Below are 23922 nucleotides of genomic sequence, written 5' to 3' on the forward strand. Positions count from 1 at the left end.
GCCCTCGTGGCCGTAGAAGGTGCCGATGGGCTCGCGGCAGGTGACGCACAGGGCGTCGTCCGGGCGGGTCAACTCGTCGTACACCTCGACGGCGTCGGACAGGGCGCCCTCGGGGACGGCGAAGCGGCGCTCGATGGAGTCGAGCAACTCCTGCACGGTGCCCAGGTGCCGGTCGCTGGTGGCGGCGAGGGCCTGGCCGACGATCCCGAGCAGGGCGACGGTCTCGGCGGTCGCCGTGGTCAGCTGCGCGTGCAGGGCCTCCAGCCCGGCCCGGGTCCACTCGACCTCCTGCTGCGAGGGTCCGCCGGCGTCCCAGGTGAAACGTCCGCCCGGCGCGGTCGGTGCCGGCCGGATCGGCTTGCCCTGGGAGTCGACGGCCGTGCGGTCGGCGGGGCGGGTGCCCCGGTCGGCGACGGGGAGGGGGACGACGGCGGCGACGCGCTCGCCGTTGCGGGTGACGTACGTGATGGCCCCGCCGTCCTTGGCGCGGTCGACGACGCTGGCGATCTCGTCGCGGACCTTGCGGATCGGGTGCTCGTACTCAACTGCGGTCATGTACCAATGGTACCGCGTTACGTGTACCAAGGGTACGCACTTGCGGGAACTGGTCGAGAAAGCTGGGGCGTCCGGGTCCGGCGCACGGCCCGGCCGGCGCGCGCCGTACATCGGGCCGGAGCGGGGGGCTCCCTCGTCGGGCGGGCGCGCGCAGCGCTGCCGCAGGTTCCCGGGGAACGGAGTGGATCGCGCTTGCGCGACCCGCTTGCGGGCGCCGTAGGCGTCCACGTAGGGCCCCGGGGTTCTGTGGCACCCTCCGGGGCCCGGTCGGCGAGGGAGTTCACCGCGACCCACCACCCCCTTCACCACCCACCGGCCGGCACTCGGCCACGTCCTCCCACCCCCCTCGGAGGAAGGGCCCGCCGGAGGCGTCTGGTCGGTGACCCGGGCCAGCTGCGGGGCGGCGGTCGCCCTGCCTGCTCAGGCATCCGGGTGCGGGGCGCTGACCTGGGCGGGTTCCATAAATTCGACCGCAGATGAGGCGTCAGCAGTCCGCCGGTCACCCAAATTTGGGTGACCGGCGGTGGGGGAAGCGGTGCTGCGGGCGGGCTACCTCTGCGCGGCGGCCGGGGTGCCGACGGCGATGCGGGCACCGACCAGCTGCCCGGCCTGGGCTGCGGTGCGCAGTGCCCTGGTGGCGGCCTTGGTGTCGTGGGCCTGGGGGTCGAGTCCTCCGGCGTTGCCGACGTAGAGCACGGCCCAGCCGTAGCGGGCGGCCTGGGTCAGCCAGCCGTCGGGGAGGTCCACGGCGCCGGTGAAGAACTGTCCGCCATCGGGGTCGAGGACAAGCAGCCCGTCCTCACCGGCCGGGCCGTGACCGAGCAGCAGCACACCGACCCACTCGGCGGCCTGCGGCGGGGCATGGCGCAGCCGGGTGACCAGCTGGAAGCCCTGGGCGAGCAGGTGACTGGCGACCACGTTGGTCAGCTCGCCGGTGGGGTTGTCGGTGACGACGTACGCCTTCCCGACGGTCTCGGCGACCAGGACGGGGAGGGCGGCGCCGCCGTGGTCGAGGACGGCGGCCGTCATCGTCATGGCGTAGCCGTCGGCGGGCGCGGCCGGGGCGAAATCGTCGCCCATCTGGATCACCTGGGAGGGTCCGCACCGGTCGTGGACGTACACGACGTGGGTGAACGTGCCGCCCGTGCGCACCACCATGTTCACGATGCCGGTCAGCGGCCGGTCGCAGACGACGCACTGACCGCTGGTCAGGGAGACCTCGGCGGCGCGGGCGAGGCCCTCGGGACCGAGCAGCGCGCGCACCTCGGGGCTCATGTGCAGGTCAGGCACCGGCGTGCTCCTGGTCGTGCTCGTCGAGGACGGCGGCGGCGTGCTCCTGGCGGGCGTAGCCGCGGGCGTCGGTGTCCCATCGGGTGTCGGCGGCCGGCACGGGTCCGCGCGCGGTGCCGTGGGCCCGGTCGTGCTCCAGCAGGCGGCGGGCGGTGTCCTCCGCGTCCTGCTCGCTGGTCGTCGGGTCCTCGACCTCGGCGAGGGCGGGCACGGCGCGGTCGGCGAGGGCGGCACGGTGCACCAGGTACGTGCGCTCGCGCTGCCGGTCGCCGGGGTGGACGGTGAGGTCGTCGTCCAGGCGCTGGACGGCGGCCGTCGCGCGCAGCAGGGCGAAGGGGTCGGTGGTGCTCATCGGGTCCTTCCGGGGAGAGGCGGGGCGGCGGCCGGAGCCAGCTCGAATGGCTCCGGCCGTCGCCGTGGTGGTCGGGGGTGGCTCACAGCTCGGGGTCGTCGACCTGCCCGCTGTCCTCGGTCTTCTTGCTGAGCTTGTGCACGGCCTGCCGTGAGACGCGGGCCCGTCCGGCGATGTCGGAGTCGCCGTAGCCCCAGGAGATCGCCCGGTTGACCAGCTGCAGTCGTTCGGCCTCGTACTTCTTGAGCCGGGCGCACTCGGCGCCGACCACGGCGAGGCGGTCCCAGTCCTGCTCGCGCAGCCGGGCCCGGTGGCTGTAGGCGGCCTCCTTCGTGCCGAACAGGCGCACCCCCTGCTGCCCGGCGCGCATCTCCTCGCGCTCGATCCAGGCGTCCAGGCCGGCGTCGGCGGTCTCGGAGGTGATCTCGCTGGCCTCCAGCGCCTTGTGCTCGACGTCCCAGTCGGCGAAGTCCCGCGCCGGCCGGGGGTCTCCGTCCATCAGGAGGGTGCGGTACCAGGAGCGCACGCCCAGCACGTCCAGGCTCACACCGGAGCCGTCGCGGTACGGGGTGCCGAACACCTTCTTCACCTCCTCGTGCCAGTGCTCGTTCGCGCCGATGAACCGGGTCTGGTACTCGCACTCCTCGGCCAGCTTGTCGAGCGACAGGCCCAGCATCTGGGGGCGGTAGACCTGGGGGAAGCGCTGGACGATCTCGGCGAAGTCGACCAGGTGGGCGTCGACCTCGCGGGGCGCGGCCTCACGGTGACGGGAGGTCAGGCGGCAGATGTTGCGGGCCGCGTGAGCGGCGGCGGCCGACCAGTCCAGCTCGCCGCTGGCCTCGAAGAACCCGTCGAGCAGCTCCTGGGCGTACGGCTTCACCAGTTCCAGCAGCGCGTTGGCGGCCTCGACGTCGAGGTACGGGTGCCCGGTGAATCCGCTGTCGACTGTCCAGCTGATCAGCTCCGGCACCGGCTCGAACCACATGTGCGGGCCCGCGGACCCGGGCGGGAACATCTTGCCGGGGTGCCACCGGTTCCAGGTCTCGCGCGGAACGTCGTTGATGGCCGTCCACGCGGGGTTCCACGGCTCCCGGTGCTCGGTGCTCTCGTGCCAGCTCAGCTCGCCCGTGGTGGTGTCCAGCAGGACGTGCTGGTAGTGCCCCGGGGCGTGCCGGCCGTGGAGGGGCTCGGACGAGATCACCTCCGTCACCGGCGTGATGGCGACACGCGGCGCTTGGTAGGTGGCCACCTCGATCTGGGGGACAGGAACGGTTCCGTTGGTCATTCAGCTCTCCTCGCTGATTCGGGTCTGACGTAAACAGGTTGACGGTGTCTCAGGTAAGCGTCAACCAGTTGACAGGGATTGGCCGGAACCTGATCGGACCAATAACAAGCCCTGCGGTGGGACCATCCGAAGATCGGGAAGGGCTCGGCAGCAGCCGGAGGGGGTCACAGCCTGCCTGCCGTGACGTCAGGCGGTGGCGATGCGGCGCTCGATGCGGGCCCTGGCGGCTGCGTGGTCGCCGCGGCCGTCGGCGGTGCGCGGGTAGCGGCGGCGGGGCTGGCGGGCCAGCGTGGTGAGCACCAGGGCGGTCTGCTCCTGGTGCGTCTGGACGCCCGTACGGATGCCGGACTTGGGGGCGTGCATCCACTCCTCCTCCTGGCGCCACCAGCGGTACAGCTCGGTCTCGACGGCGTACCGGCGTGCACGGCTTGCCGTGACACCGAAGCAGCCCAGCGCCTTCGCCGCGGCGACCAGGGAGCCGGGCCGGGCGCGGTAGTACGGGGTGCTAGAGCGCTCGGCGGCGAGGGTCTGGCGGGCGGCGTGCTGGTCGGCTCCACGGCGCCGGAGAACGGCTCCTGCTGCCGTACGGCAGCGTTCGCCGGGCACGGCCTGGCAGGTGGGGCACTCGTGATGGACGGTCATCACCGCGCGCGTGGCGACCAGCAGATTCTGCATCCGTCCCAGGTGCTTGGAGACGGTGCGGGCGCTGTATCCGGTGCGCTCGCACAGCTCGGTGAGACTGAGGGCGCGCTCGGCGTGCAGGGTGAGCTGCTGGTAGACGCGTCCGGCATGGTGGCCCAGCCCGCCGGCATGGTTCTCGGTGGCGCGGCCGTAGGCGAACAGGTCGGCCTGACCTGCGGCGAGGCGCTTTTCCAGGCGGGAGATCAGGGTGGGGCGCCCTACCCCTAGGGGGGGCAGGTTCCTTTGTGTCCCACCCCGTGCAACGAGGGTGAAAGCAGGGTGCGAAGCGGTGACGGGGAGCAGCTCGTAGGTGCCGGCGGGGCCGTTGTCCTCGGCCTGGCCCAGCCAGCTGTCGAGGCCCAGGCGCCGGAACGCCCGGCTCATGGTCGAGCGGCCGTAGCCAGCGGCGAGGGCGGCCCGTCGGGCGTCCAGGCTCAGCACGGTGCTGCCGGACTGCAGGGCGAGCAGACAGAACACGTCAAGCGCAGCGCGGTCGGCGGGCCCGGACTCGCTCGTCCAGCGCTCCGGGCAGGCGTCGGCGGCCTGCTGCAGCTCCTCGACCAGGGCGACGACGTCGGCGAGGTTCTCGGTCCACTCCAGCGACTCCTGCGGGATCGGGAGCTTGGCCGCGAACGCCACGCACCGCTCCCACTGCTGCTCGAACTTCTCCTCCGCCTCGGCCTGGTTGAGCATGACGCGCAGCGGGCCCACGCCCGGCGAGGTGCAAAGGTGCAGCAGCCCGCCCTCGCGGTACTGGCGGTCCTCCAGCAGGCGCTCGACCATCGGCTGCGACCAGCGGCGCAGGGCCAGCCTGGTGAGCACGGAGGCGCACACCTCGCTGACCCGGTCGGCGGGCGGGCGGCGGGTCAGCAGCGCCATCGTCTCGCGGTCGAGGACGGTCTTCGGGGTACCGGCCAGCCGGGGGCCGTCGTCGTCGATGATCTCGCCGAACGCGTCCCGGCCGACCAGCTTGGGGCGGACGTCCACGGCGGCCGGGACGGCGTCGATGATGAGCAGCAGCCGCAGGAACGCGTCCGACGGATTGCCACAGGTGGCCGGGGTGAGCAGCCGGGCGGCGCGGCCGGGGCTCGACGGGCTCAGCAGCTCGCTGCGCCCTCCGTTGCGGTGCGGGGCACCGATGGGACGGGCCGCACCCGTACGGGACTTGAGCAGGCCGTAGTCGAGGGTGGGCAGGCGCTTCGCGGCGGTCACGGCGATGGACTCGACCAGCCCCGCGTCCAGCAGCGTCTCGGCGGCCACCCATACGTGCCGTCCGCCGGCGGACCCGGAGGCGGCGACCACGTAGGTCAGCCCGGCCTCCTCCAACCAGCGGAGCAGAGTTGCGAGGTCCGGGCCGACCTCGCCACGCTTGGAGTCGAGGTCGAAGCAGAGCCAGCGGTAAGCGCGGAAGAAGCTCGACAGGTAGACGGCGTACGGGCCGCGCGGGGCCCGGTCAGGAAGGGAGCGCTCGATGTACTTGTGCTGCCACTGGCCCGAAGAGTTCTTGGTGTCGACGCGCACCGACAGCCGCGGGGACAGCCGCAGGAACAACTCCTGCAGGTCCGCGCGCGCGGCTCGGGGGGTCGGGATAACACCCGTATGGGGGTTGTGATTCGGGGCAGATGACGGGCTGTGCGCACTCGACTCCGCGGACACTCCGGGGGTCGGCGTGAGCTGTCCGGCACCGTAGCGGTCCGCTACGATGGGGGGCGCTCCTAACTCCATATGCACGCCGAAGCCCCCCTACCGCCGTTCGGCGGAGGGCTTCAACGCGACCAACCAGGCGCGTTCAGGGCTCTCGACTCACATGTGGGTGTTGGACACCACCCGCCCGACAGTCGCCGTGGAAAGCGTCTGTGGGGCTCGACTCACCTCCTGATCTTTCTGGGGGCGAGGACCTCGGTTGGAAGCCGGGGAACCTCTGTGCGGTGGCGTTTGGAAGACGCCTCTGGCGGGGTGGAGCAGGTAAAGCAGTGCAGTGATGCGATGGGTTTCAGCGGCCCTGGAAAAGACGCTGGACCCGGTACGTCGGAAGGGCGCCGCCCCGGTTGGAATGACCGGGGCTTTTTGGCGCCCTTCGACGCTTTTCAGATGATCAGCCGGTCATGGGAAGTTCCCCCTGGTCCGGCTCACCGAATGCGTCGCGGGCCCACACCGGGCGGCCGTGCTCGTCGAGCTGGTCGCGCCGGATGAGTTCCGCGATGTACTTGCCCATCGAGACCCCGGACGCCTTGGCACTGGCGAACGCCTTGGCGTGCACCTCGGGCGGTACAAGTGGCGACAGACGCACCAGCTTGCTCTTGGACTTCGAGTCTGCGACGGGCGGCACGTAATCCCGATCGCGCGCATCCCGACTTCCATAGGGCCTAGACATGCAGGTGATCATGCCATGCCGCCTGTTCATGTACGTACTCAAAACGCGGGTGCGGCGCCTGTTTTTTTTGAGGCGGGTGGTTTGATCCGTCGCCCCAGGGTGAACGGCTGACGGGCAATTAGGGCACGTCGGGACGTTCAGGGTTGCTCGGGGCACTCCTCCCTGGGGAGGGACGGCGGTCATCGCCCGTCCAGCAACGTCACCCGATCCGGTCACCTGAACTCCCCTCCCACGCCTGGCCGTGCGGCCCTCTCGAATCCGTAGACGTATCGGCCCTCGGAATCGTTACAGGAAAGGGGACACCAGTTTTCGCACGTCAGGTGGTGTCCCCCGGGGCGGGAAGGGCGGCGGGGTGTCTCCCGCTGGGGCTCCCGTCTCCCGGGAGACGGCTGTCCGGGCCGGCGGCCCGACGGGCATGTCGGTGGCGTCCTCACAGTGGGGGGAACGTCGTCCGCCGGATTCTGTTACACCCCGGTCCGCGCCCGGGTCCGGGTCAGCGCTGCGGGAGGTCGAGCAGCATGGCGTGGAACAGGGGCGCGTCGGGGATGCGGGGGCGCAGGTCCCCCAGCGTCTGCCAGCCCCACGACTCGTACAGGGCATGGACCTTGGGGTGCTCCTGGTCGACCAGCAGCGTCGCGCGCTCCTCGGGCCGGGCGGCGAGCAGCGCGTCGTGCAGCTGGCGGCCGGCGCCGGTCTTGCGCCACGGGACGCGCACCATCAGCTCACTGAGCGCGTAGGTGCGGGTGCCGGTCTCCTCGACGACGTCGGCGGGCACCTCGGTGAGCAGTCCGCCCCACCACGGTGCGCCGGCCGGGAGCGGGGCTCCGTACGCGTAGCCGACGGCCTGGTCCTGGTCGTAGCCGACCACGCACGTCCAGCCGGGGCGGCGGCTCCATCCGTCGAGGCCCTGGGCGAACCGGTCGACGGTGGCGAACGGGTCCGTCTTCGCGGCCTCGGCGTACACCTCGGCGTAGACGTCGAGCAGCAGCTGGCGCACCTCGGCGGCCTGGTGGTGGGCGTAGTGCCGTATGTCGAGCGCGGTCACGGGCGGGGCTCCTAGGCGGTGAGGGTCCGGCGGACGGTGGCCAGCCGGTCGGTGATGCGGCGGCTGTCGAGGGAGGACGCGTCGATGCCGGAGACGGTGGCCGCGGCCTGCTCGCGCTCGCCTTGGGCCAGCTGCAGCTCGGCCAACTGCACGGAGTAGTACGCGCGGTTGCGGCGCATCCGCTGCGGGAGCAGGTCGAGGGCCTGCACGGTGGCGGCCTCGGCGCGGTCGTAGTGGCCCAGCGCCTGGTGGGTGATGGCGGCCAGTCCGGACAGTTCGGCCGGGTTGAGGAACGACAGCCACGTCGGCGCCGGCTGGCTCGGGTCGACGCGGTCGTACGCCTTCTCGGCGGCGAGCAGGGAGCGGGCGGCCCCGGTGCGGTCGGTGACGCGGGCCTGGCCGATGGCGAGGCGGGCGTGCAGCAGGGTGGCGATGTGCGGGTCCTGGCGGGCGCGGCGGTTGTCGAGGGCGGCGCGGGTGATCTGGACGGCCTCGCGGTGGCGTCCCTCCAGCCGGGCCTGCATGGCGAGGTTGGACCACGCGCGGGCGGTGGCGGAGGGGTCGGCGGCGAGCAGGGCGCTCTGCAGGGAGGCGGTGTGGAGCAGGGTGGCCTGCTCGCCGTCGCCGCTGTCGTGGCAGGCCCAACCGGCGGACGCGTACAGGCTGCTGATCGCGCCGTGCAGGGCGCGCTCGACGCGGTCGCCGTACGTGCAGCCGTCGAGGGCCTCGCGCAGCCGGGCGACGTAGCCGGTGGAGACGGAGATCAGCGGGCCCCCGCCGATGGAGAAGAAGTGGGCGTCCATGCGGCCGATGCGCTCGTGGACGCGGTCGACGTCGCTCATCGACAGGCGCCCGCTGGTGGGGGTCTGGTCGATGCCCAGCACGGCGGCGACGGTGGTGGCGGCGGACGCGGTGATGAACCGGCGGCGGTGCACTGGCTCCTCCTCCTGCTGTGCCGGCCGCGGCGGACGGGGAAGGTTGGCGCTGGCCTTGCCACGCGGCACGAACCCCAGCGCCTGGGCCGGACGATCGAAGATCCGTTCCAGTGGCAGAAGGTACTTGGTCCACGGCCAGCGGACTTCCCCTGAGATCCACCGCCGGACATGCCGGTCGCTGCAGTCGCCGGGCCTGCCGAAGATGTCCTCGGCCACCCGGTTCACCTCGTCGGCGAGGCCCTGGTGCTTGAAGTCGTACTCGTCGAGCAGCGCTTCGAGGATCGCGTTGCGCTGTCTGTCCATCAGGGCCCCCGGTGTGCTGTGCGTGCGCGAGACGGTAGTGCGGCGGCACCCCGCGCGTTGGCAAAACTGTCCGGTCTCTCGACGGGAAGTGCCCGCAATCCGGCCTGATCCCACCCGGACGTGTGGCGGTTGTCTGGGAGTACCGAGACGAACCGATCCGGGAGCATCCCGTGCCGAACTCCTCCAGCGGCCGACGCCGTGTCACCTGGTCCTCGAAAGCTGACCCCGACGGGCGGGTGCGAGAACGCTGGCGCCGTACGGACTGCCGTACGGACTGGGCGCACTGCGGCCGGGAATGGGACGCGGTCGCGGTCGAGCTGCAGCGGGGCCTGGACGCGCTCGACGCGCTCGGCCTGGGGCTGAACCGCGGCTACCCGGTGCTGGCCGACTACCTGAGCAACCGGCTTTACGTGATGGTCGACCCGGGTACGGGGCACGTCTGCCGGGACGTCCCCGGCGTCCGCGTGCTGTCGACGGGCTCGCAGGTCCTCGTCCCGGTCTCCGGTGCCGGCACCATCGCAGCGCACTGGGTCAGCGCTCCGAAGGGCTCGGGGGTCGTCGACTCCGGCAAGCTGGCGACCGCGCTGCTGCGCCTGGTCGACGTCGGCGCGGTCGCCTCGTGAGCGGGCACCAGGTGCTGCACGATCCCGACGGCCTCCTGGACGGCGAACTGCCCCTGGACCGGGAGCCGCACCAACTCCTCGTGCGGGCCGTGCTCGCGGTGACCGACCCGGCCGGGCTCGCGCCGGCGGACTGCTCGCAGATCGGTCTGCAGCTGACCGGGCACGCCCGGATCGTCGCGCGCGACGTCGAGCAGCTGGCCGGTCAGCTCCCGGAGCGCGACGGGCGGCGCCTGTTCGCGGAGGACGTCCTACGGCAGGCGCGGGAGCGGCTGGCCACTCCGCTGGAGCCGGACCTGCGGTGCGTGCAGGGCCGTGCCCGCATCGTGCGCGACCTGTACGCCCGGCTCGACCGGCTGAGCACCCCCCGGCCCGTCCCGGGCTGATCCTCTCCACGGCCTCGGCCCGTCGCTTCCCCCCGTGAGCGCGGGCCTTCCCTGGGCCCCGGTGGTGCAGAAGAGCTAGGGCGGCTCTGCACCACCGGGGCCCCTCTCGTACGCACGCGCGCCCGCGCGTGGACCTGCGCAAGTAGCGCAAGAACCCGTCGATATGCCCGCTCTGCCGGGCGTGGGAACGAAGGAGACCGCCCCGCACGCGCGCGCGTAGGACGGTCTCATAGGTTCCACGGGCGTTCCTTCTCGCAGGTCAGCGCGATGCCCCGTGGGTCTCACGGATGGACTCAGAGGGCACCGCTCTGCTTGCGGAGCCGTCCGGCCTCCTCGATGGCCTCGTGCAGTGCGGAGGTGAGATGGTCGGCCTCTTCACCGGCGAGGTCGGCCTGCTTCTCGGCGCGGCGGAGCCGGTCCTGCAGGAGCGCGCCGCGCAGGGCGGAGGATGCGCCCGCGGGCATCGTGTCGCTGAAGGCGACGACCATGCCGTAGAAGCCGTGCATCAGGTCGTCCAGCCGCTCTTGGCCGTCCAGGTCGCCGGGGCCGCTCATGACGCTGCGGGCGAGGATCTCGGCGGCGGCGAGCAGTCGCCCGGCCGCGATGGCGGGGCGCTCGATGGCACCGCCCCCATCGGGGTCGATGTGCAGTGCCCTCAGCGCATCGCTGATCTTCAGGACCGCGTCGGACTCGTCGGTGTGGGTCATGGGGCGGCAGCGTAGCGACCTCATCCGGCCCGGTCCCCCGGCTTGCCTGTTCCCGTCCGGCGGACCGGAGAGTGAAACTCGTCGATCGCCGGGCGGGAGGTCCTGGAGCAGGGCGGCCCACGGCGGCCGGCGGCGGCGTACGACGGAGCGGAGCACGCGCACCGTGCCGTTGCTGCCTACTCCTGGAGATCACCGTGACTGAGCCCTCGACCCGACCGCCGGACGACGACGAACCGCTCCCCGATTCCACCCCTGACGACCCGACGCTGCACGTACACCTCGCGGCGCCGGCGGTGTGGGCGGCGTACCGGACGGGCCTGCAGACAGCCGTCGACCGGACCGAGTCTCTACCGGACTCCCCACCGGACAGCAGCCTTTGACCACAACCCCGTTGCTCCCTGGCGCGACCGGTCTGCACCACGACGATGCCGTTTCGCGCCGGGGAGTGACGGGGCAGCGGGGTCCAGGGGGCGGCGAAGCCCCCTGGTACCACGCTGCTCAGCCGTAGGTCTGTGGCTCTGCCGAGACGGCGGCGCGGACCGGCTACTCGGGGACGGTGTCGCCCTGGGGCTCGGTCGGCTTGTCGACCCACAGAGGCATCGAGCCGTGAGGGTTGGGCACGAAGGCCCCGTTCGGCGACGGGGACGTGGTCAAGTGCTCCGGCTTCGGGTTCGGCGACTCGGGGACGTTGTCGATGCGGTACACCTTCCACACCCATTGGCCGTCCTGGACGCGGGCGGTGACGACCTGGTCGTGGTCCTGGTCGATGGCGGCGTGCCGGGCGGTGTCGAGGGCTTGGGCGAGGGCGAGGGCGAAGCCCGGAGGAACCGACACTCCTCCTCCGGCTCCCCAAACGACGTCGTCGCCGTTGACGTACACCTGGTGGTTGGTGCCTTCGTCCTGCACGATCCGGGTGGCGGTCGTGGCACGGATGAGACGGACCGGGCCGTCCGGGTACGGGTTCTGGTAGATCCACACGGTCGGTGGCGGGGTCATGGTGGACTCCTTCGCTGGTCGGCTCGGGTCATCATCACCGGCCGTCCCTGCGGTGCGGGGCCGTACCCTCATACGTGGGCGCCCGCAGCCAGCTCGAATGGCTGCGGGCGCCCTTGCGGTGCTGCCGGATGGTCAGCGGCCGGCGGTGGCCTTGGCGAGGATGTCGGCGTGGTCGAACGCCAGCTTCGGCGGCAGGTTGTCGAGCGGCCACCAGCGGGCGCTGCGGGCGTCGTCCCCGGCGGCGGCGGGCGTTCCGGCGGGCACCTCGGCGAGGTACACGTCGGTGATGTACCTGCCGCGCGGGTCGCGGCCGGGCTGGTCCCACCGGCCGACCTCGTGCAGCTGCTCGGGGTCGACCCGGACGCCGGTCTCTTCGACCAGCTCACGCGCGGCGGCCTCACGGCTGCTGTCGTCCGTTGGGTCGACGTGACCACCGGGCAGGGCCCACTGGCCCTCGTACGGCGGCCAGTCCCGCTCGATTAGCAGGACCTGCCCGTCGGGCGTCACGGCGACGACGTCGGCGGTGTAGCGGGTCTCCTCGGTGGAGTCGGTCACTGGTGCTCCTTGGCTGGTCGGACCGCCCGGTGTAGGGCGGGTTCGTGTCCTTCTGCGGGGGCCGCAGCCAGCTCGAATGGCTGCGGCCCCGGTGGTGCTGCCGGACGGTCAGCGGTCGACGACGTCCTTGTCGAGGTCGCGGTGGACCAGGTCCACGCTCAAGCCCCGGGTGGTGAACGCCTTGGCGGCGTCGGTCAGTCCGTACGTGGCGGCCTGCTCGACGTCCCCGGCGATCACGGCGCGCAGGGCCATGGCCGTGGTAGCTGCCCGATGACGTCCGCCGGCGCACTGCGTCACCACCGTGATGGGCGCAGCCTTCGGCCCGGCGAGGTAGCCCTGGACCTGCAGCCCGGTCGCGGCGAGGACCTCGCGCACGCCCGGGGTGTCCATGACCGTGTCGCGCACGACCTGGTCGTGGGCGGTGAGGTGGCGCAGGTCGGCACTGATGGCGTGCGGGTCCCGGAAGTGCTCGCGCAGGTCGAGCGCGATGGTGGCGCGCTGCAGGACGTCGGCCCACTCGCCCTGGTCCTGGTCCTCGTCGTGCAGGCGGCCGATGGACACCACGGTGACGTCGGCCGGGACCTGGGCGACGATCCGGTCCCGGCGGGAGTCCCAGCCGGTGCAGTGCTCGCGCACCTGCCCGTCGGCGCCGCGCACGGTGATCTGCCACGACGGCCAGCTCTCGCGCGGGCCGCGGTCGATGGCGAGGACCTCGTACTCGCTGCCGGAGTAACCGTGGTCGTAGCGGCCTCCAACCCGGCGCGGGCCCACCTGCAGGGCGGTGTGCTCCTCCCAGGTCATCTCGAAGCCCTCCTCACGGTCTCCGAGGATCTCGGCCGGGATCGCGCCGTCGCACTCCTGGCAGTGGCTCCACACCGTGGCGTTGACCGTGCCGCAGTTGGCGCACGTCCAGGACGGGCGCTGGCAGTCGTGGCACGCGTCGTACGTCGGCGGGTTGTCGGCGCCGCAGCTGCAGGTCCAGGCACGTCGTGCCCGTTTGGCGGCGGCAAGGTCGGTCTCGTACGTCATCCGGTTCTCCTTCGGGGTGGGTTACTCGCTGGCCTTCTGGGCGATCGGGGCGACCTTGCGCAGCCGCTCGGCGGCGTGGCGCAGCCGGGACATCTCGACCTGGAGCGTGGCGTAGGCGTCGTGCTCGCTGTCGAGGAACCCGGCTCCCTCCTCCAGCAGCCGGGCCACCATGGCGATGACGTCGGCGACGTCGGTGATCCCGCCCTCGACGTTGCCGTCGGTCACCAGACGCAGTTCGGCGCGGGCGAGCAGGTCCATGGGCTCCATGTCGCCCCGGTCGAACTCGGCGCCCGCGTCCTGGCTGCGGTCGACGCGGACGGTGGCGAGGCCCAGACCGGGCATCATCCGGCTGACTCCGTCGGGCTGGTCCGGGTCGAGCCGCACCATCGCGCCGGCGATGTGGGCGACGACGACCTCGACGGGGTCGGGGTGCAGGACCTGGTCGACGCGGACGTGCTCCTCGACGAAGAGGGGAGTGTCCGCCGGCAGGGCGGCGGCAAGGGCGGCCAGCTCACCGGTCGTGCTGATCTCGCGGGAGGCGGGCAGCGCCTCCTTGAACCGTGCGATCTCGGCCTCGGTCTGGGCGGTCAGCTGTTCCTGGGTGGGCTCGGGCTCGGTCACTTGCTCGTCTCCTTGCTGACGCGGTACGCCTCGATCACGGGGTCGAGCAGCTTGCGGATGCTGGCCTCGCTGATGTCGAGCTGCTTGGCGAGCAGGGCGGCCACCGTGCGCTTGGAGCCGCTGCGCTCCTCGTCGGTCAGCTCGGTGTACGCGGCGTACACCTGCTCGCGGGTGCCGCCGTCGGCCGGGAGGCTCTCCGGGGCGCGGTCCCGGGCGATGTCCTGCGCGAGGGTCCGCTGGGTGGCGGCGCGGCGGCGGTGCTCGGGGGCGACGGGCTCCTCGACGACGGCGAGGCGCTCGTAGACCTCGGCGCGGGCGAGGTGCTTGGCGGCCCACACCTCCCGCCTTTCCTTGGCGGCGGGCGTGCCCGTGGCGGCCATCGACTCGTTGTATGCGGTGTCGATCTCCTTGCGCAGTTCCTCGGCCCGGTCGTGGAGCTGGCGGGCCTCGACGCGGCGCGCGTCGCCCTCGGCGCGGGCGGTCTCGTCCGCGAGGGAGGGCAGCAGGGAGCTGACTGCCTCCTGTTCGCCGACCAGGTCGGCGTACCAGTCGTCCAGGTAGCGGGCGTGGGTGGCGGCGTCGGCCGGGCCGTTGCCGATGCCCGTGCGCCGGCGTTCCATGAGGACCCACGCGCCGACGTCGTTCGTCCAGCGCTCGTGGGCGGCCTGCCGGGAGCTGCTGGCGGCGTATCCGATGTCGGTCCAGCTGGCGCCGCGTTCGCGCTCGGCGACGACGGCCTGGTCGACCAGCCGCTCGGTGAGGCCGTGAATGAAGAGGGCGTCGCGCAGCAGGCTGCCGTGGTCGTCGGCCGGGTAGAGCTGGGCGACGTCGCGCAGAGCTGCGTCGGTGATCTCGCGCAGGGTCTGCGCTCGGGCGAGCATCGCTTCGTCGGCCGGCGCGAGGGCCGGGGGGCGCTCACGCTCGGCGGGTTCGGTTGCTTCCATACTGTCAGGCTAGCCTTGACAGCCCCTTACGTCAGGAGAACCTTGACAGTTGACCGGATCGGTACCCCGTATGGCGTAATTCGGCTCTGACCTTGGGTGTTACATCTATACCTATAGATGTGTACGCTCGGGATCATGGTGAACCCCACTCCGCGCGAGCGTCTGCGCCTGATCATCGCCCTGCGCGTCTCCACGGCAGGGCAGGCGGTCGACGGCTACGGCCTCCCGGCGCAGGAACGCGACTGCCGGAAGTGGAACGGCATGGCCGGCCACCGGATCGTGCACGTCGTCGCCGACGGAGACGAGAAGGGCGGACGGACCGGCAAGTCCACGATCGACGAACGCACCGGGCTGATGGACGCCATGGAGTGGATCGCCGACGGCCGGGCCGACGGCATCCTCGCGCCGAACCTCGACCGCCTCGCGCGCGAACTCACCGTGCAGGAAGCCGTCCTCGCCTACACCTGGGCGCTCGGCGGCCGGGTCTTCACCGCCGACCACGGCGAGCACCTGGAGGATGACGAAGACGACCCGATGCGCACCGCCATGCGGCAGATGCGCGGTGTCTTCCACCAGCTCGACCGCGGCCTCATCCGCAAGCGGCTCCGCGACGGCCGCGACACCAAGGGCGAACAGGGCGGCTACGCCTTCGGCGCCCCGCCGTTCGGCAAGCAGGCCGTCGACAACGAACTCGTCGACCTCGACCCGGAGAAGGAGATCGAGGACCTGATCCTCAAGTGGCACGACGAAGAGGGCCTGGGCGCCCGTGCCATCTGCCGGCGGCTCAACGAACAGGAGAAGCCCTCGAAGCGGGGCGGGAAGTGGCACCCGACCACGGTGGCCCGGATCATCGACCCGGCCGCGCGCGAGGCGAACCGGCAGCGCTCGGCGTTCGACCGTGCCGCGAAGAAGGAAGAGACCCGCCGTACGCGGGCCTCGAAGATCCTGGGCAGCAGCGTGCGCTGAACCGCTACGCGGCGGCCACCGGCTGCACCTCGGCGCCGGGGCCGCGGCGGTGCCGTCCCTGCTCGTCGACCACGATCACGGGCGGGCACGGCGGGCAGGAGAACAGGTTCTGCGAGCCGATCCAGCGCCACCCCGCCTCCCACAGCGGCCGGTGGTCCCGGTCTTCCGGGATCGGCGCGCTGGCCCGGCACCGGGTGCAGGTGACGGTGGTGGGCTTCGGCATCGAGCAGTCCTTCCAGGTGGGGCCCACAGCCTATCCAGCGGGGGTGTCCGCTTTCGGTGTGACGGTCCGGCTATGAACTGGACGAACGCCCACCTGCCCCGTCGCTCGATCCGCTCCGTCCTCTGGGCGCGGCACTGGCGGGAGCTGTACGCCTGGCTGCTGGCTGGCCTGCTCCTCGACACCCTCGTCGTCGGCGGGCACGGCTTCGATCCCGGATCGGCCTGGGACATGGCCCTCGGCGTGCTCGCGCTCGCGGCCGTGCGCACCGGGCTGGTCCGGTGGATCGCCGTCCTGACCCGCCGGGACCGGTGACCCGCCCGCGCGTACGCGTGCGCGCATAAAGGGGGGTCCAGAAAGTCCAGAAACCCCGGAGGGTCGCGCGGCGGCGGCAGGCGTAGGCGACAATCGGCGCGTGCCGGAGTACCCCTCGATCACCGCCCTGGACCGGCTCCTCGACGACCTGGTCGTCGGCGAGGCCCGGCGGCGTCAGCTCGGCATGGTCCGCAGCGAACTGGCGCGGGCCCTGGCGCGCGGTGCTCTGCCCGTTCCCGCTCGGCGCAGCCTGCGGCGGCTGCTGGAGGAAGAGGCGCTCGGCCCGTACGTCCGCCTCGCTGAATCCGGCGCCCTGCGTGCCCGGTTGGTCGACGGCCAGCGTCCGCCCACGTCGGAGGCGACCAACGAAGTGCGCAGGCAGGTCCTCGACGCGCTGCGCGAGGCGCTCGGCCTGCCCGCGCTGGAGCTGGGCGGCGGGGCGCTTCCGCTCCAGCCGACTCCGGCCTTCGGTGACCTGGCGGCCCTGCGGCGTCAGCTCGATCAGGACCTCGCGGGCCACATGCCGCTGGGACAGACCCGGCTCACCGCGGTGCTCGCCCTGGTGCTCGACGCGGCGCCACGGTCGGGGGAGCTGGTCGAGCTGCGTCTGGACGACCTCGCCCCGGGCAACACCGCGGTGTACGTCGAGCGGCGTCCGCAGCGCGGCGGCGGCGACCCGGAGGGCGAGGGCGAGTGGTTCGAGCTGTCCCCCGTGAGCCGCGCGGCGCTGGGGCGGTGGCTGCCGGTCCGCGCGGAACTGGCCCAACGCGCCCACGGCACCTCGCGGTTGTGGGTCTCTCTGTGGCACAACCACGACGGCGACCCCGGCCGCGAGGGAGCTGTGCTGAACCGTCCGCCCGGGATGCCGCTGGAGGAGAACGGGCTGATCACCAGCTACCGGCGCGGCCGGACCCGGTACGGGCTCGCCGGCCTACTGCCCCCGAAGCTGGAGCAGCTGCGCCGCGCCGTCATCGCCGAGACTCCGCCGGTCGCCGTCGATACGGCTGAACCTGCCTGATCCCTCTTCTGCTGGCGCTGTTGCTTTGAGCTGCGGTTTTCCAGCCGGGCGCCGCCGCTGGGCTTGTTATTAGGCGGTGGCGCGCTTGTGGTGCATGAAACGACGTCGTTTACTAGTTCACATGGCCAGGAAAAGGATCACGCTGCAACTCTCGGTGCAACAAGCGGGGCGTCTCCGGCTGCTGATAAAGCAGCACCGGGAAGCCGAAACGGCGTTCGTAAATGACCAGGTGGAAGAACGAGCGGATTCGCTGACGGAGCCGGTCGGCTCGGTGGAGTGGGAGCGGGCAGTCGCCCGGATGCGCCGGCAGGCGCGGATGGAAGCCGCGGACCTGCGGCCTACCCGCTGGCCTGCCCTGGACGTCCTGATGGAACGTGCCCTGCAGGAGCGGCTGCAGCTGCCGGACCTGGCGGGGCCGTGGCTGCCGCTGTCCCGTACGGAACGCACCCGGTTGTCCCTGTCGGGACGGTGGCCGGCGTGCCTGTCTGGCTGCGAAAGGGGCACGGCGGAAAGGGCGTTCACGCTCAATGAGGACCTGGTGCTGAAACTCCGCACGGCGGCCTGGCGAGTGTCTGAGCCGGTACTCAAGGAACTGGAGGCGAAGAACCTGATCGGCCCGTCGAGGGACCTGAGCGAAGCGGCCCGGGAGGAGCGGGAACGGCTGGCGGAGAAGCTCTACCCGTCGAGCAGGATCGCCCGGGAGGCGGTCGAGGACCACTGGCCGGTCCCCCAGGAAGCGGACGCGAGCGACTTGGCTCCCACCGGGGATAAGTAACGACGTCGTTTACTGCAATCCGGCTCCGCGCGCACGATAAATAGGGGTCAATTCCGGCCGCGCATTCACGTCAACGGGAATGTTTGGAAAGGCGGCGAATTGGGTTTATGACTGCTACGGTTTCAATTCCCTGGATTCCCTCGGAGGTATGAGTGAGCACCACCACCACGGCGGCGGAGGCGGAGATCCCGGCCAGCCGGACGGAGGCGGACCCGTCCCGGGTTGCCAAGGGCAAGCCCCTGGGCCACACCGCCGGCGTCCCCGTCTACGGCTGGGGGCAGGCACCGCCGTACCTGCGGACCAAAACCCAACTCGCGGCGGACCGGCTGAACACGACGGAGGAGCAGGAGCAGGCTCCGCTGGCGTACGTCCGTACCCGCGACTACGGCGACGTGCCGCTCCATGACCCGGCGGCGGCGGTGAAGATGAAGCCCCTGCCCTCCTCGACGAAGGCCCGGATGGCGGCGCGGCGCACCTGCCCGGAGTGCGGCAAGGTCCGCAAGGTGATCCTGCGCGGGCCGTGCTCGCCGTGCAGGGAGCGGGCGGAGAAGGAGCGGCTGCGGCTGCTGGTGCGGACGTGCGCGGGCTGCAGCACGGTCCGGGAGCGTCCCTACCCCAAGGGGCACCGCCGTTGCCAGACCTGCCGACAGGAGCAGCTGCAGGCGAAGCGGGAGCGTGTCGAGGCGTGGCTGGTCGAGGTGACCGTGTGCGTCGGCGACGGCTGCACCACGCGGCTGGGCTCCAAGACGCGGGCGCGGGCCTGGCTCAAGGAACGGGCCTGGCTGCTGAACCCGGAGCGCACGGGGCTGCCGGATTCGTCGTGGTGGCCTGACTGGTCGCGGCGGTGTCCGCCGTGCGCCACGGCGTACGAGCAGGAGCAGGAGCGTCTGCGTGCCGAGTATCAGGAGCGGTACGAGCGGCAGGAGCGGGAGCGGGCGGAACGGGAGCGGCAGGCGGCTGCGGCTCGGGTGCGGTGGGCGGCGGAGGCGCTCGTCGACCCGGACGTGGTGGTCCTCGACACGGAGACGACCGGCCTGGGCGACGATGCGCGGATCGTCGAGCTGGCCGTGCTGTCCTCGGCGGGGGACGTCCTGCTCGACACCCTGCTCGACCCGGGCGTGCCGATCCCGGCCGGGGCGTCGGACATTCACGGGATCACGGACTCCGACGTCGCGGGGGCGCCCCGGTTCTCGGAGCTGGCCGTGCGGCTCGCTGACCTGCTCAAGGGCAAGCGGGTGCTGATCTACAACAAGTGGTACGACGTCGGCGTGCTGCGGCACGAACTGACGCTGCACTACCTCGACCGTGCGGCGCAGGACGTTGCCGGGGAGGTCGTGAGCGCCGGCGTCGAGCCCGGTGGACTGCGGGAGCGGGCGGTCGCCGCGGCGAGCAGGCAGGCGTCGGCCTGGCTGGAGGCGCTGGACGTCGAGGACGTGATGGTCCCGTACAGCGACTGGGTCGGGGACTGGAGCGAGTACCACGGGAACAACCGGTGGCAGCCCCTGCAGGGCGGGCACCGGGCCGCGGGGGATTGCCGTGCGGTTCTGGACTTCCTCCGGGCCATGGGGCGCAGCTACGAGAAGCTGGCGGCCGTCGGCGGCGGCCTGGACGAAGGGGAGGCGGCCTGATGCCGCAGATTCGCCTGATGGGCTCGGACTCCGACGACGTGCAGCGCACGGCCAACGCGGTCGTGCGGGCGCTGCGGGCCTGGCCGGAGTGCCGGGTCGGGGACGTCTCCAGCCCGGTGCCGAACCGGCGCGGGACGGGCTGCCGCATCTACATCGAGGTCCTGGCCGACGTCGCCGACCAGGTCGAGGTCACGGTCGAGCGCGACGACCAGGCGCAGCAGGACCGGCCGGTGCAGCGGCGGGCGCTGCCTGCGGGTCGCGGGCGCCGGCTTCCGCGCTGAGCGCCTCATCACCGGTCGGAAAACAGGAACCTGCCCAGCTCACGCGGGCGGCGTCCCCGGACCGAGCACACCGCTCTCGCGCAGCTGGGCGAGGTGCTCCAGCCCGCCCGGCCGGTACAGCGGAGTGCTGTCGACGTCGGCCTCGGCTGCGCGGACCCGGCGGGTGACCTCGACCCCGGGCGCGGGAGCGGCGGGGGCCTGGGGCTGCGGGCCGTGGCCCAGCGGCCGGCGTGCGGTGCTCATGAGCGCTGATCGTACGGACAACGCCACGAAGCGGGCGAGTTGAACAGAAAGGGCCCTCATCCGAGGGCCCATTTCTATAAGAGCACCGGCAGCGGTGCAGGTCAGAGCCTCCCGCCCGGCAAGCTGGTCAGCTTCCGCTGGGCACGTTGTGCAGGAACTCCAGACGCTGCTGCGCCACCGACAGGTGCCTGCGGTCGAGTGAGGGCAGGGCGCGCAGCAGGCTGATCAGCTCGGGTCCGCACTCGCGGGCCTGGCGCGGCTCGCTGATCTGCGTCCAGCAGTAGTGGGCGCTCTTGGCGGTACTGAGGACCTCGGGGGCGTCGGGCGACTGGTGCGCAAGACGAGTCCGCCCCGCGCTGATCCACAGCTGCGTCGCCAGCAGGAAGTTGCCCTGCAGCTTGGCGAGGTCGGCCCGGATCTCCACCCACTGCGTGGCGTGCGGCGAGTCGATGCCGTACGTCTGCAGCGTGTGCGTCTCCCACGCCTGGGCGAGGCGCGCGGCCTCCTTGAACTCCCCCCGCTGGGCGAGGGCGTAGACGTGCGGGCGCGGGTCCTGCTGGTCCGGTGCGGGCTGCTGCTGCACGACGGGCTGCTGCACCGGCGCCGGGGCCTGCGCCGGGACGTACGGCGCGACGGGCGGCTGCGGGTCGGGGTGAGCGGCTCGGACCGGCTGCTGCTCCGGCGCGGCGTGCTGTCGCTGCTGCCACGGCGGCCGGGAAACCTGCGGGGCCGGGGCCGTGGTTGGGGCCGGGCTGGTCGGCGGCGGGAACTGCAGCGACTCGACCGACGGCGCAGCCGGTGCGGGCGCGGCGGGTGCCGCTGGGGTCTGGGGCTGTGGGGCGGGCGCGGGCCGGGCCGGAGCGGCGCGCTCGCGCAGCTCGCGGATGAAGTCCATGTCCCCGGCGAGGATGCGCTGCACGTTGGTCTGGGGCGGCCGGGCGGCGGGCTGCTGGGCGCCGATCTCGTGGGCGGTGGGCACGATGAGCGCGCCGGGCGGCAGTGCTGCGGCGCCCACGGTCAGCGCGTGCAGCCGCGCGTTGGTGGGCCGTTGGGGGTTGCGGCGCAGCTGCTCGATCCAGGCCCGGGTGTAGGTGCTGACGTGGCTGTTGCCGGGGTCGGTGAAGCCGGGCGGGACGACCGTGCCGTACACCTCGACGGAGCTGGGGGCGGGCAGGGAGCCGTACTCCTGCAGCAGGGGCCAAGAGCGTTTGTCGGCGGCGGTGTCCAGCAGCACGGTGGTCAGGCCCGGCGGGCGGTTGCGCAGCTCGGTGCCCAGCCACTCCCACGGCAGAGCCGTGTACCGGGCGGTGGACGCGGTCGTGCCGGCCAGCGCGAGGTAGAGCTGGTGGCCGCGCCGGTCGACGGTGAGACGGCCGGAGAGGTAGACCAGCAGGGGCCCGGGGGTTGCGGCGGCGGCGCGCAGCCGGGTCAGCAGGGCGTTCTGGTCGCGTACGCCGTCCAGATACGTGGTGTCGCTGGGGACGTCGCTGCCGAGTAGGACCGGCACGGGGACGATCGACAGGGCGGCAAGGTTCGCGCTGGGTTCGATCTGGATGGTGCGACGGCGCATGGCCGTGTCCCCGGCGATGAGAAGTACGTGTCCTCGCTGCTCCACCCCGTTGATCTGCATATCAGCACCGTACTCACACGCGAAAAACCCCGGCGGACAGTTTCCACCGGGGTTCTTCGGGCGGGCCGACGGGCCGCGGGGTGTTACAGGTCGATCTCCTCGTCGTCCTGGCGGGCGGGCTCCTCGGCGGGCTCCTGCGGCCTGCTCAGCAGGTGCTCGGCCACCTCGTCGCCCAGGACCTCCCGGGCCTTCTGGTCGCCGTGCTCCATCGCCTGGCGGAAGAGCGCCTGGTTCTCCGGGGAGTTGCTGAACACGTCGTACTCGGGGTGCTGCGTCCAGAACTCGCTGATCGCAGTGTCGCGGGCCGCGTGCGTCGCCTCCTCGGCCGGGGAGAACGGCCTCGGGTTCTCCGGGATGATCCCGGCGGCCTCCGCGCCCGCGACGATCTGCTCGTCCCACACGCACGCGGCGTACTCCGGGTCCTCGCCCGACTCCTCGATGTACCGGGTGCGCTGTTCCTCGCCGTATCCGGCGGCCGTCAGCTGGCGCTGGTGGGCGGCCTGCTGCTGGTCATACGGTGCGGGCTGGTCGGCGGTCACGGTGACGGGCGCCCACGGGTCCTCGGCCTGCTGCTGCTCGCCGTTGTGCTTCTCGCCGTTCACAGGTCGATCTCCTCGTCGTCGTCGCGGTCGCGGTCCTGGCCGTTGTCGGCCGGGGGCGGGGTGGGCTCGAAGCTGCGGGGGTGGGCGGCGTGGTCCATGGCCCGGGTGGCGAACCCCTTGTCGCCGTCGCCGCGGTGTTCCTTCTCCGCCTCGGCGACCTCGCGGTGGTCCGCGCCGGCCGCGTCGACCAGGTGCCGGGCGTGGGCGGCCTGCTGCTCGTAGGTGCTGACGTCGGCGGCGGTGACCTCCTGGCCGGACGCCGTCTTCTCCTGCAGTTCGGCGGCGGTCCGGTCGAGCTGGGCGAGGGCCGGGAGTAACCCGGCGACCTCTTCCTGGTGCTCGCGGACGTCCTGGTCCTCGGTCTGGGTGTCGCTCACGGTCGGGTCCCTTCTTCTCGGTGGCGGGGTCTCAGAAGTCGATGTCGAGGTCGTCGTCGACCTCCGGCGGCGCGGGGCCGGCGTCGGGCTCGTCGCGTACGAGCCGCAGGTGCCGCTCCGGCTGGGGCGCGGTCTCGGGCTCGCGGGCGGGCGCGGGCGGCCACTCGGCGCCCTTGGGGCCGTGCACGGTCACCTCCTGGCCGGGGTGGACCTCGGCCTGGACGTGGCCCCGGTAGACCAGGGAGCCGCCGTCGAGGAACTGCAGCGAGGGGTGTGCGCGCGGGTCGTCGGCGGGCTTCACGGCATCGCGTTCGGTCAGCGGCGCGGGGTCGACCGTGCGGCCGTCGATGGACAGTCCCTTCGGGGAGACCTCCACGACGTGGCCGCGCCACTGCCTGACCAGTCGCCCGACGGCGGCGGTGGGCTTCACCGCTGCCGCTCCTCGCGCTCGGCGGCGGCCAGCTCGACAGGGGCCTCGTGCCCGGCGGCCTTGAGCAGCGCGGCGACGTTCAGCTCGTCGCCGGGCGCGACGGCGCGGGTATCGCGGGCGTCGCTCGCGGCGACCAGCGCCTCGACGGTCTTGCTGATGGCCTCGACCCGGGCCACCTCGGTGCGGTGCTCCCACACCTTCTCGGCGACGCGGGTCTGACCCTCGATCATGGCGACGGCCACCTCGGTGCGGGCCTCCGTCTCCGCCATGACGCGCTCGTGGCGCTGCTCGCGCTCCAGGCGGCGGTCGCCGCGCCACAGCGGGGCGCACACGGCGTAGACCGCTGCGGTGCCGACCAGCCACAGCAGGGCGCGCAGCGCGGAGTCCGGCGTCCAGGCGGCCACGCCCAGCAGGGCGAGGGTCCCGCCGGCGGCGAACGCGAACCGGGTGGTCTCCGCCTCGCCGTGCTGCTTGGCGGCCGACACGGTGCCCGCCGCGGCGGCGAGGGCGGCCAGCCCTCCGCTGATCCACAGGGGCTGGGTCGAGCCGTCGGGCAGCTGCTCGTGCCAGCCCCACGCCAGCGCGGTCGCCGCGGTGGTGACCAGTCCGGGCGCGAGGCGGCCGAAGTGCTCCCACAGGGCGCGGCCGGCGGACTTCACCGGGGGCAGCGGCTCGACGCTGGGCAGGTACGGGGCGGTGATCTGCTGCTCGCGGCTGATCAGGTAGGTGGTCGGGTCGAAGGGGGTGGGCTCGTTCATG

29 protein-coding genes are annotated in these 23922 nt (G+C 72.4%); 8 read left to right on the plus strand and 21 right to left on the minus strand.

The window, feature by feature from the left end:
• The 8 genes from ABT034_RS31575 to ABT034_RS31610 form a co-directional block, all read right to left on the minus strand.
• Positions 1 to 555: type II toxin-antitoxin system Phd/YefM family antitoxin (locus tag ABT034_RS31575; RefSeq protein WP_351220503.1), on the minus strand; the 555-nt coding region annotated here is incomplete at its 3' end.
• A 549-nt stretch (positions 556 to 1104) separates the two neighbouring features.
• Positions 1105 to 1845: a hypothetical protein gene (locus ABT034_RS31580; RefSeq protein WP_351220504.1), complete on the minus strand. Its 741-nt coding sequence runs from the start codon at positions 1843 to 1845 to the stop codon at positions 1105 to 1107.
• Positions 1838 to 2197: a hypothetical protein gene (locus ABT034_RS31585; RefSeq protein WP_351220505.1), complete on the minus strand. Its 360-nt coding sequence runs from the start codon at positions 2195 to 2197 to the stop codon at positions 1838 to 1840. The genes ABT034_RS31580 and ABT034_RS31585 overlap by 8 nt, the downstream gene beginning before the upstream one ends.
• An 82-nt stretch (positions 2198 to 2279) precedes the next feature.
• A complete protein-coding gene (locus tag ABT034_RS31590) occupies positions 2280 to 3482 on the minus strand; it encodes a hypothetical protein (RefSeq protein WP_351220506.1) in 1203 nt (400 codons plus the stop codon).
• A 186-nt stretch (positions 3483 to 3668) separates the two neighbouring features.
• Positions 3669 to 5714, minus strand: coding sequence for a hypothetical protein (locus tag ABT034_RS31595; protein ID WP_351220507.1), 2046 nt, complete (start codon positions 5712 to 5714; stop codon positions 3669 to 3671).
• A 544-nt stretch (positions 5715 to 6258) separates the two neighbouring features.
• On the minus strand, positions 6259 to 6492 hold the full coding sequence (locus ABT034_RS31600; RefSeq protein WP_351220508.1) for a hypothetical protein: 234 nt from the start codon (positions 6490 to 6492) through the stop codon (positions 6259 to 6261).
• A gap of 538 nt (positions 6493 to 7030) precedes the next feature.
• The gene (locus tag ABT034_RS31605) at positions 7031 to 7582 is read right to left on the minus strand and encodes a GNAT family N-acetyltransferase (protein WP_351220509.1); all 552 of its coding nucleotides are present in this window, start codon (positions 7580 to 7582) and stop codon (positions 7031 to 7033) included.
• A gap of 11 nt (positions 7583 to 7593) precedes the next feature.
• Complete coding sequence (locus ABT034_RS31610; protein ID WP_351220510.1) at positions 7594 to 8820, minus strand: NsdA family TPR-like regulatory protein; 1227 nt, start codon at positions 8818 to 8820, stop codon at positions 7594 to 7596.
• 170 nt (positions 8821 to 8990) lie between these two features.
• On the opposite strand from ABT034_RS31610, the gene ABT034_RS31615 reads away from it, so the two are divergent.
• Together ABT034_RS31615 and ABT034_RS31620 are read left to right on the plus strand one after the other, a co-directional pair.
• Positions 8991 to 9443 (plus strand): hypothetical protein, encoded by a 453-nt coding sequence (locus ABT034_RS31615; RefSeq protein ID WP_351220511.1) that lies wholly within the window; start codon positions 8991 to 8993, stop codon positions 9441 to 9443.
• A complete protein-coding gene (locus ABT034_RS31620; RefSeq protein WP_351220512.1) occupies positions 9440 to 9826 on the plus strand; it encodes a restriction endonuclease in 387 nt (128 codons plus the stop codon). Before ABT034_RS31615 ends, ABT034_RS31620 begins: the two co-directional genes overlap by 4 nt.
• A 293-nt stretch (positions 9827 to 10119) precedes the next feature.
• Here the strand turns inward: ABT034_RS31620 and ABT034_RS31625 are convergent, their stop codons facing one another.
• From ABT034_RS31625 to ABT034_RS31650, 6 genes are all read right to left on the minus strand, one after another.
• Positions 10120 to 10533, minus strand: coding sequence for a hypothetical protein (locus ABT034_RS31625; protein WP_351220513.1), 414 nt, complete (start codon positions 10531 to 10533; stop codon positions 10120 to 10122).
• 543 nt (positions 10534 to 11076) lie between these two features.
• Entirely contained in the window at positions 11077 to 11529 is a 453-nt protein-coding gene (locus tag ABT034_RS31630) for a hypothetical protein (protein ID WP_351220514.1), read from the minus strand.
• Between the two features lie 132 nt (positions 11530 to 11661).
• Complete coding sequence (locus ABT034_RS31635) at positions 11662 to 12084, minus strand: NUDIX domain-containing protein (protein WP_351220515.1); 423 nt, start codon at positions 12082 to 12084, stop codon at positions 11662 to 11664.
• A 108-nt stretch (positions 12085 to 12192) separates the two neighbouring features.
• Complete coding sequence (locus ABT034_RS31640) at positions 12193 to 13113, minus strand: RapZ C-terminal domain-containing protein (RefSeq protein ID WP_351220516.1); 921 nt, start codon at positions 13111 to 13113, stop codon at positions 12193 to 12195.
• Between the two features lie 21 nt (positions 13114 to 13134).
• The gene (locus ABT034_RS31645) at positions 13135 to 13734 is read right to left on the minus strand and encodes a hypothetical protein (RefSeq protein WP_351220517.1); all 600 of its coding nucleotides are present in this window, start codon (positions 13732 to 13734) and stop codon (positions 13135 to 13137) included.
• Complete coding sequence (locus tag ABT034_RS31650; RefSeq protein ID WP_351220518.1) at positions 13731 to 14678, minus strand: hypothetical protein; 948 nt, start codon at positions 14676 to 14678, stop codon at positions 13731 to 13733. Before ABT034_RS31650 ends, ABT034_RS31645 begins: the two co-directional genes overlap by 4 nt.
• A 135-nt stretch (positions 14679 to 14813) precedes the next feature.
• On the opposite strand from ABT034_RS31650, the gene ABT034_RS31655 reads away from it, so the two are divergent.
• Positions 14814 to 15644: a recombinase family protein gene (locus tag ABT034_RS31655; protein ID WP_351220519.1), complete on the plus strand. Its 831-nt coding sequence runs from the start codon at positions 14814 to 14816 to the stop codon at positions 15642 to 15644.
• Between the two features lie 4 nt (positions 15645 to 15648).
• Here the strand turns inward: ABT034_RS31655 and ABT034_RS31660 are convergent, their stop codons facing one another.
• A complete protein-coding gene (locus ABT034_RS31660) occupies positions 15649 to 15867 on the minus strand; it encodes a hypothetical protein (RefSeq protein ID WP_351220520.1) in 219 nt (72 codons plus the stop codon).
• Between the two features lie 72 nt (positions 15868 to 15939).
• Here ABT034_RS31660 and ABT034_RS31665 point away from each other — a divergent pair, with 72 nt between their 5' ends.
• The 5 genes from ABT034_RS31665 (at position 15940) to ABT034_RS31685 (ending at position 19881) form a co-directional block, all read left to right on the plus strand.
• Entirely contained in the window at positions 15940 to 16179 is a 240-nt protein-coding gene (locus tag ABT034_RS31665; RefSeq protein WP_351220521.1) for a hypothetical protein, read from the plus strand.
• A gap of 100 nt (positions 16180 to 16279) precedes the next feature.
• Positions 16280 to 17197 (plus strand): hypothetical protein, encoded by a 918-nt coding sequence (locus ABT034_RS31670; RefSeq protein ID WP_351220522.1) that lies wholly within the window; start codon positions 16280 to 16282, stop codon positions 17195 to 17197.
• A gap of 121 nt (positions 17198 to 17318) precedes the next feature.
• Positions 17319 to 17972 carry a hypothetical protein gene (locus ABT034_RS31675; protein ID WP_351220523.1) on the plus strand — a complete coding sequence of 218 codons (654 nt, stop codon included), beginning with the start codon at positions 17319 to 17321 and terminating at the stop codon, positions 17970 to 17972.
• A 152-nt stretch (positions 17973 to 18124) separates the two neighbouring features.
• Positions 18125 to 19600 (plus strand): exonuclease domain-containing protein, encoded by a 1476-nt coding sequence (locus tag ABT034_RS31680; RefSeq protein ID WP_351220524.1) that lies wholly within the window; start codon positions 18125 to 18127, stop codon positions 19598 to 19600.
• The gene (locus ABT034_RS31685; RefSeq protein ID WP_351220525.1) at positions 19600 to 19881 is read left to right on the plus strand and encodes a hypothetical protein; all 282 of its coding nucleotides are present in this window, start codon (positions 19600 to 19602) and stop codon (positions 19879 to 19881) included. The genes ABT034_RS31680 and ABT034_RS31685 overlap by 1 nt, the downstream gene beginning before the upstream one ends.
• A gap of 39 nt (positions 19882 to 19920) precedes the next feature.
• On the opposite strand, the gene ABT034_RS31690 is transcribed toward ABT034_RS31685, so the two are convergent.
• From ABT034_RS31690 to ABT034_RS31715, 6 genes are all read right to left on the minus strand, one after another.
• Positions 19921 to 20124 carry a hypothetical protein gene (locus ABT034_RS31690; RefSeq protein WP_351220526.1) on the minus strand — a complete coding sequence of 68 codons (204 nt, stop codon included), beginning with the start codon at positions 20122 to 20124 and terminating at the stop codon, positions 19921 to 19923.
• 127 nt (positions 20125 to 20251) lie between these two features.
• Positions 20252 to 21754, minus strand: a complete 1503-nt coding sequence (locus ABT034_RS31695) for a hypothetical protein (RefSeq protein ID WP_351220527.1) — start codon at positions 21752 to 21754, stop codon at positions 20252 to 20254.
• Between the two features lie 83 nt (positions 21755 to 21837).
• On the minus strand, positions 21838 to 22356 hold the full coding sequence (locus ABT034_RS31700) for a hypothetical protein (protein ID WP_351220528.1): 519 nt from the start codon (positions 22354 to 22356) through the stop codon (positions 21838 to 21840).
• A complete protein-coding gene (locus tag ABT034_RS31705; protein ID WP_351220529.1) occupies positions 22353 to 22733 on the minus strand; it encodes a hypothetical protein in 381 nt (126 codons plus the stop codon). The genes ABT034_RS31700 and ABT034_RS31705 overlap by 4 nt, the downstream gene beginning before the upstream one ends.
• A 31-nt stretch (positions 22734 to 22764) precedes the next feature.
• A complete protein-coding gene (locus ABT034_RS31710; RefSeq protein ID WP_351220530.1) occupies positions 22765 to 23163 on the minus strand; it encodes a hypothetical protein in 399 nt (132 codons plus the stop codon).
• On the minus strand, positions 23160 to 23921 hold the full coding sequence (locus ABT034_RS31715; protein ID WP_351220531.1) for a hypothetical protein: 762 nt from the start codon (positions 23919 to 23921) through the stop codon (positions 23160 to 23162). The genes ABT034_RS31710 and ABT034_RS31715 overlap by 4 nt, the downstream gene beginning before the upstream one ends.
• Position 23922: the final 1 nt, after the last annotated feature.

Source organism: Streptomyces sp. NPDC002773, from assembly GCF_040295605.1.
GTDB lineage: Bacteria > Actinomycetota > Actinomycetes > Streptomycetales > Streptomycetaceae > Streptomyces.

Bases quoted from the DNA above. Each gene is read 5' to 3' on its own strand.
- ABT034_RS31585 (WP_351220505.1), bottom strand. From the start codon at position 2,197: ATGAGCACCACCGACCCCTTCGCCCTGCTGCGCGCGACGGCCGCCGTC.
- ABT034_RS31590 (WP_351220506.1), bottom strand. From the start codon at position 3,482: ATGACCAACGGAACCGTTCCTGTCCCCCAGATCGAGGTGGCCACCTAC.
- ABT034_RS31610 (WP_351220510.1), bottom strand. From the start codon at position 8,820: ATGGACAGACAGCGCAACGCGATCCTCGAAGCGCTGCTCGACGAGTAC.
- ABT034_RS31625 (WP_351220513.1), bottom strand. From the start codon at position 10,533: ATGACCCACACCGACGAGTCCGACGCGGTCCTGAAGATCAGCGATGCG.
- ABT034_RS31630 (WP_351220514.1), bottom strand. From the start codon at position 11,529: ATGACCCCGCCACCGACCGTGTGGATCTACCAGAACCCGTACCCGGAC.
- ABT034_RS31640 (WP_351220516.1), bottom strand. From the start codon at position 13,113: ATGACGTACGAGACCGACCTTGCCGCCGCCAAACGGGCACGACGTGCC.
- ABT034_RS31650 (WP_351220518.1), bottom strand. From the start codon at position 14,678: ATGGAAGCAACCGAACCCGCCGAGCGTGAGCGCCCCCCGGCCCTCGCG.
- ABT034_RS31655 (WP_351220519.1), top strand. From the start codon at position 14,814: ATGGTGAACCCCACTCCGCGCGAGCGTCTGCGCCTGATCATCGCCCTG.
- ABT034_RS31660 (WP_351220520.1), bottom strand. From the start codon at position 15,867: ATGCCGAAGCCCACCACCGTCACCTGCACCCGGTGCCGGGCCAGCGCG.
- ABT034_RS31665 (WP_351220521.1), top strand. From the start codon at position 15,940: ATGAACTGGACGAACGCCCACCTGCCCCGTCGCTCGATCCGCTCCGTC.
- ABT034_RS31675 (WP_351220523.1), top strand. From the start codon at position 17,319: ATGGCCAGGAAAAGGATCACGCTGCAACTCTCGGTGCAACAAGCGGGG.
- ABT034_RS31685 (WP_351220525.1), top strand. From the start codon at position 19,600: ATGCCGCAGATTCGCCTGATGGGCTCGGACTCCGACGACGTGCAGCGC.
- ABT034_RS31690 (WP_351220526.1), bottom strand. From the start codon at position 20,124: ATGAGCACCGCACGCCGGCCGCTGGGCCACGGCCCGCAGCCCCAGGCC.
- ABT034_RS31695 (WP_351220527.1), bottom strand. From the start codon at position 21,754: ATGCAGATCAACGGGGTGGAGCAGCGAGGACACGTACTTCTCATCGCC.
- ABT034_RS31715 (WP_351220531.1), bottom strand. From the start codon at position 23,921: ATGAACGAGCCCACCCCCTTCGACCCGACCACCTACCTGATCAGCCGC.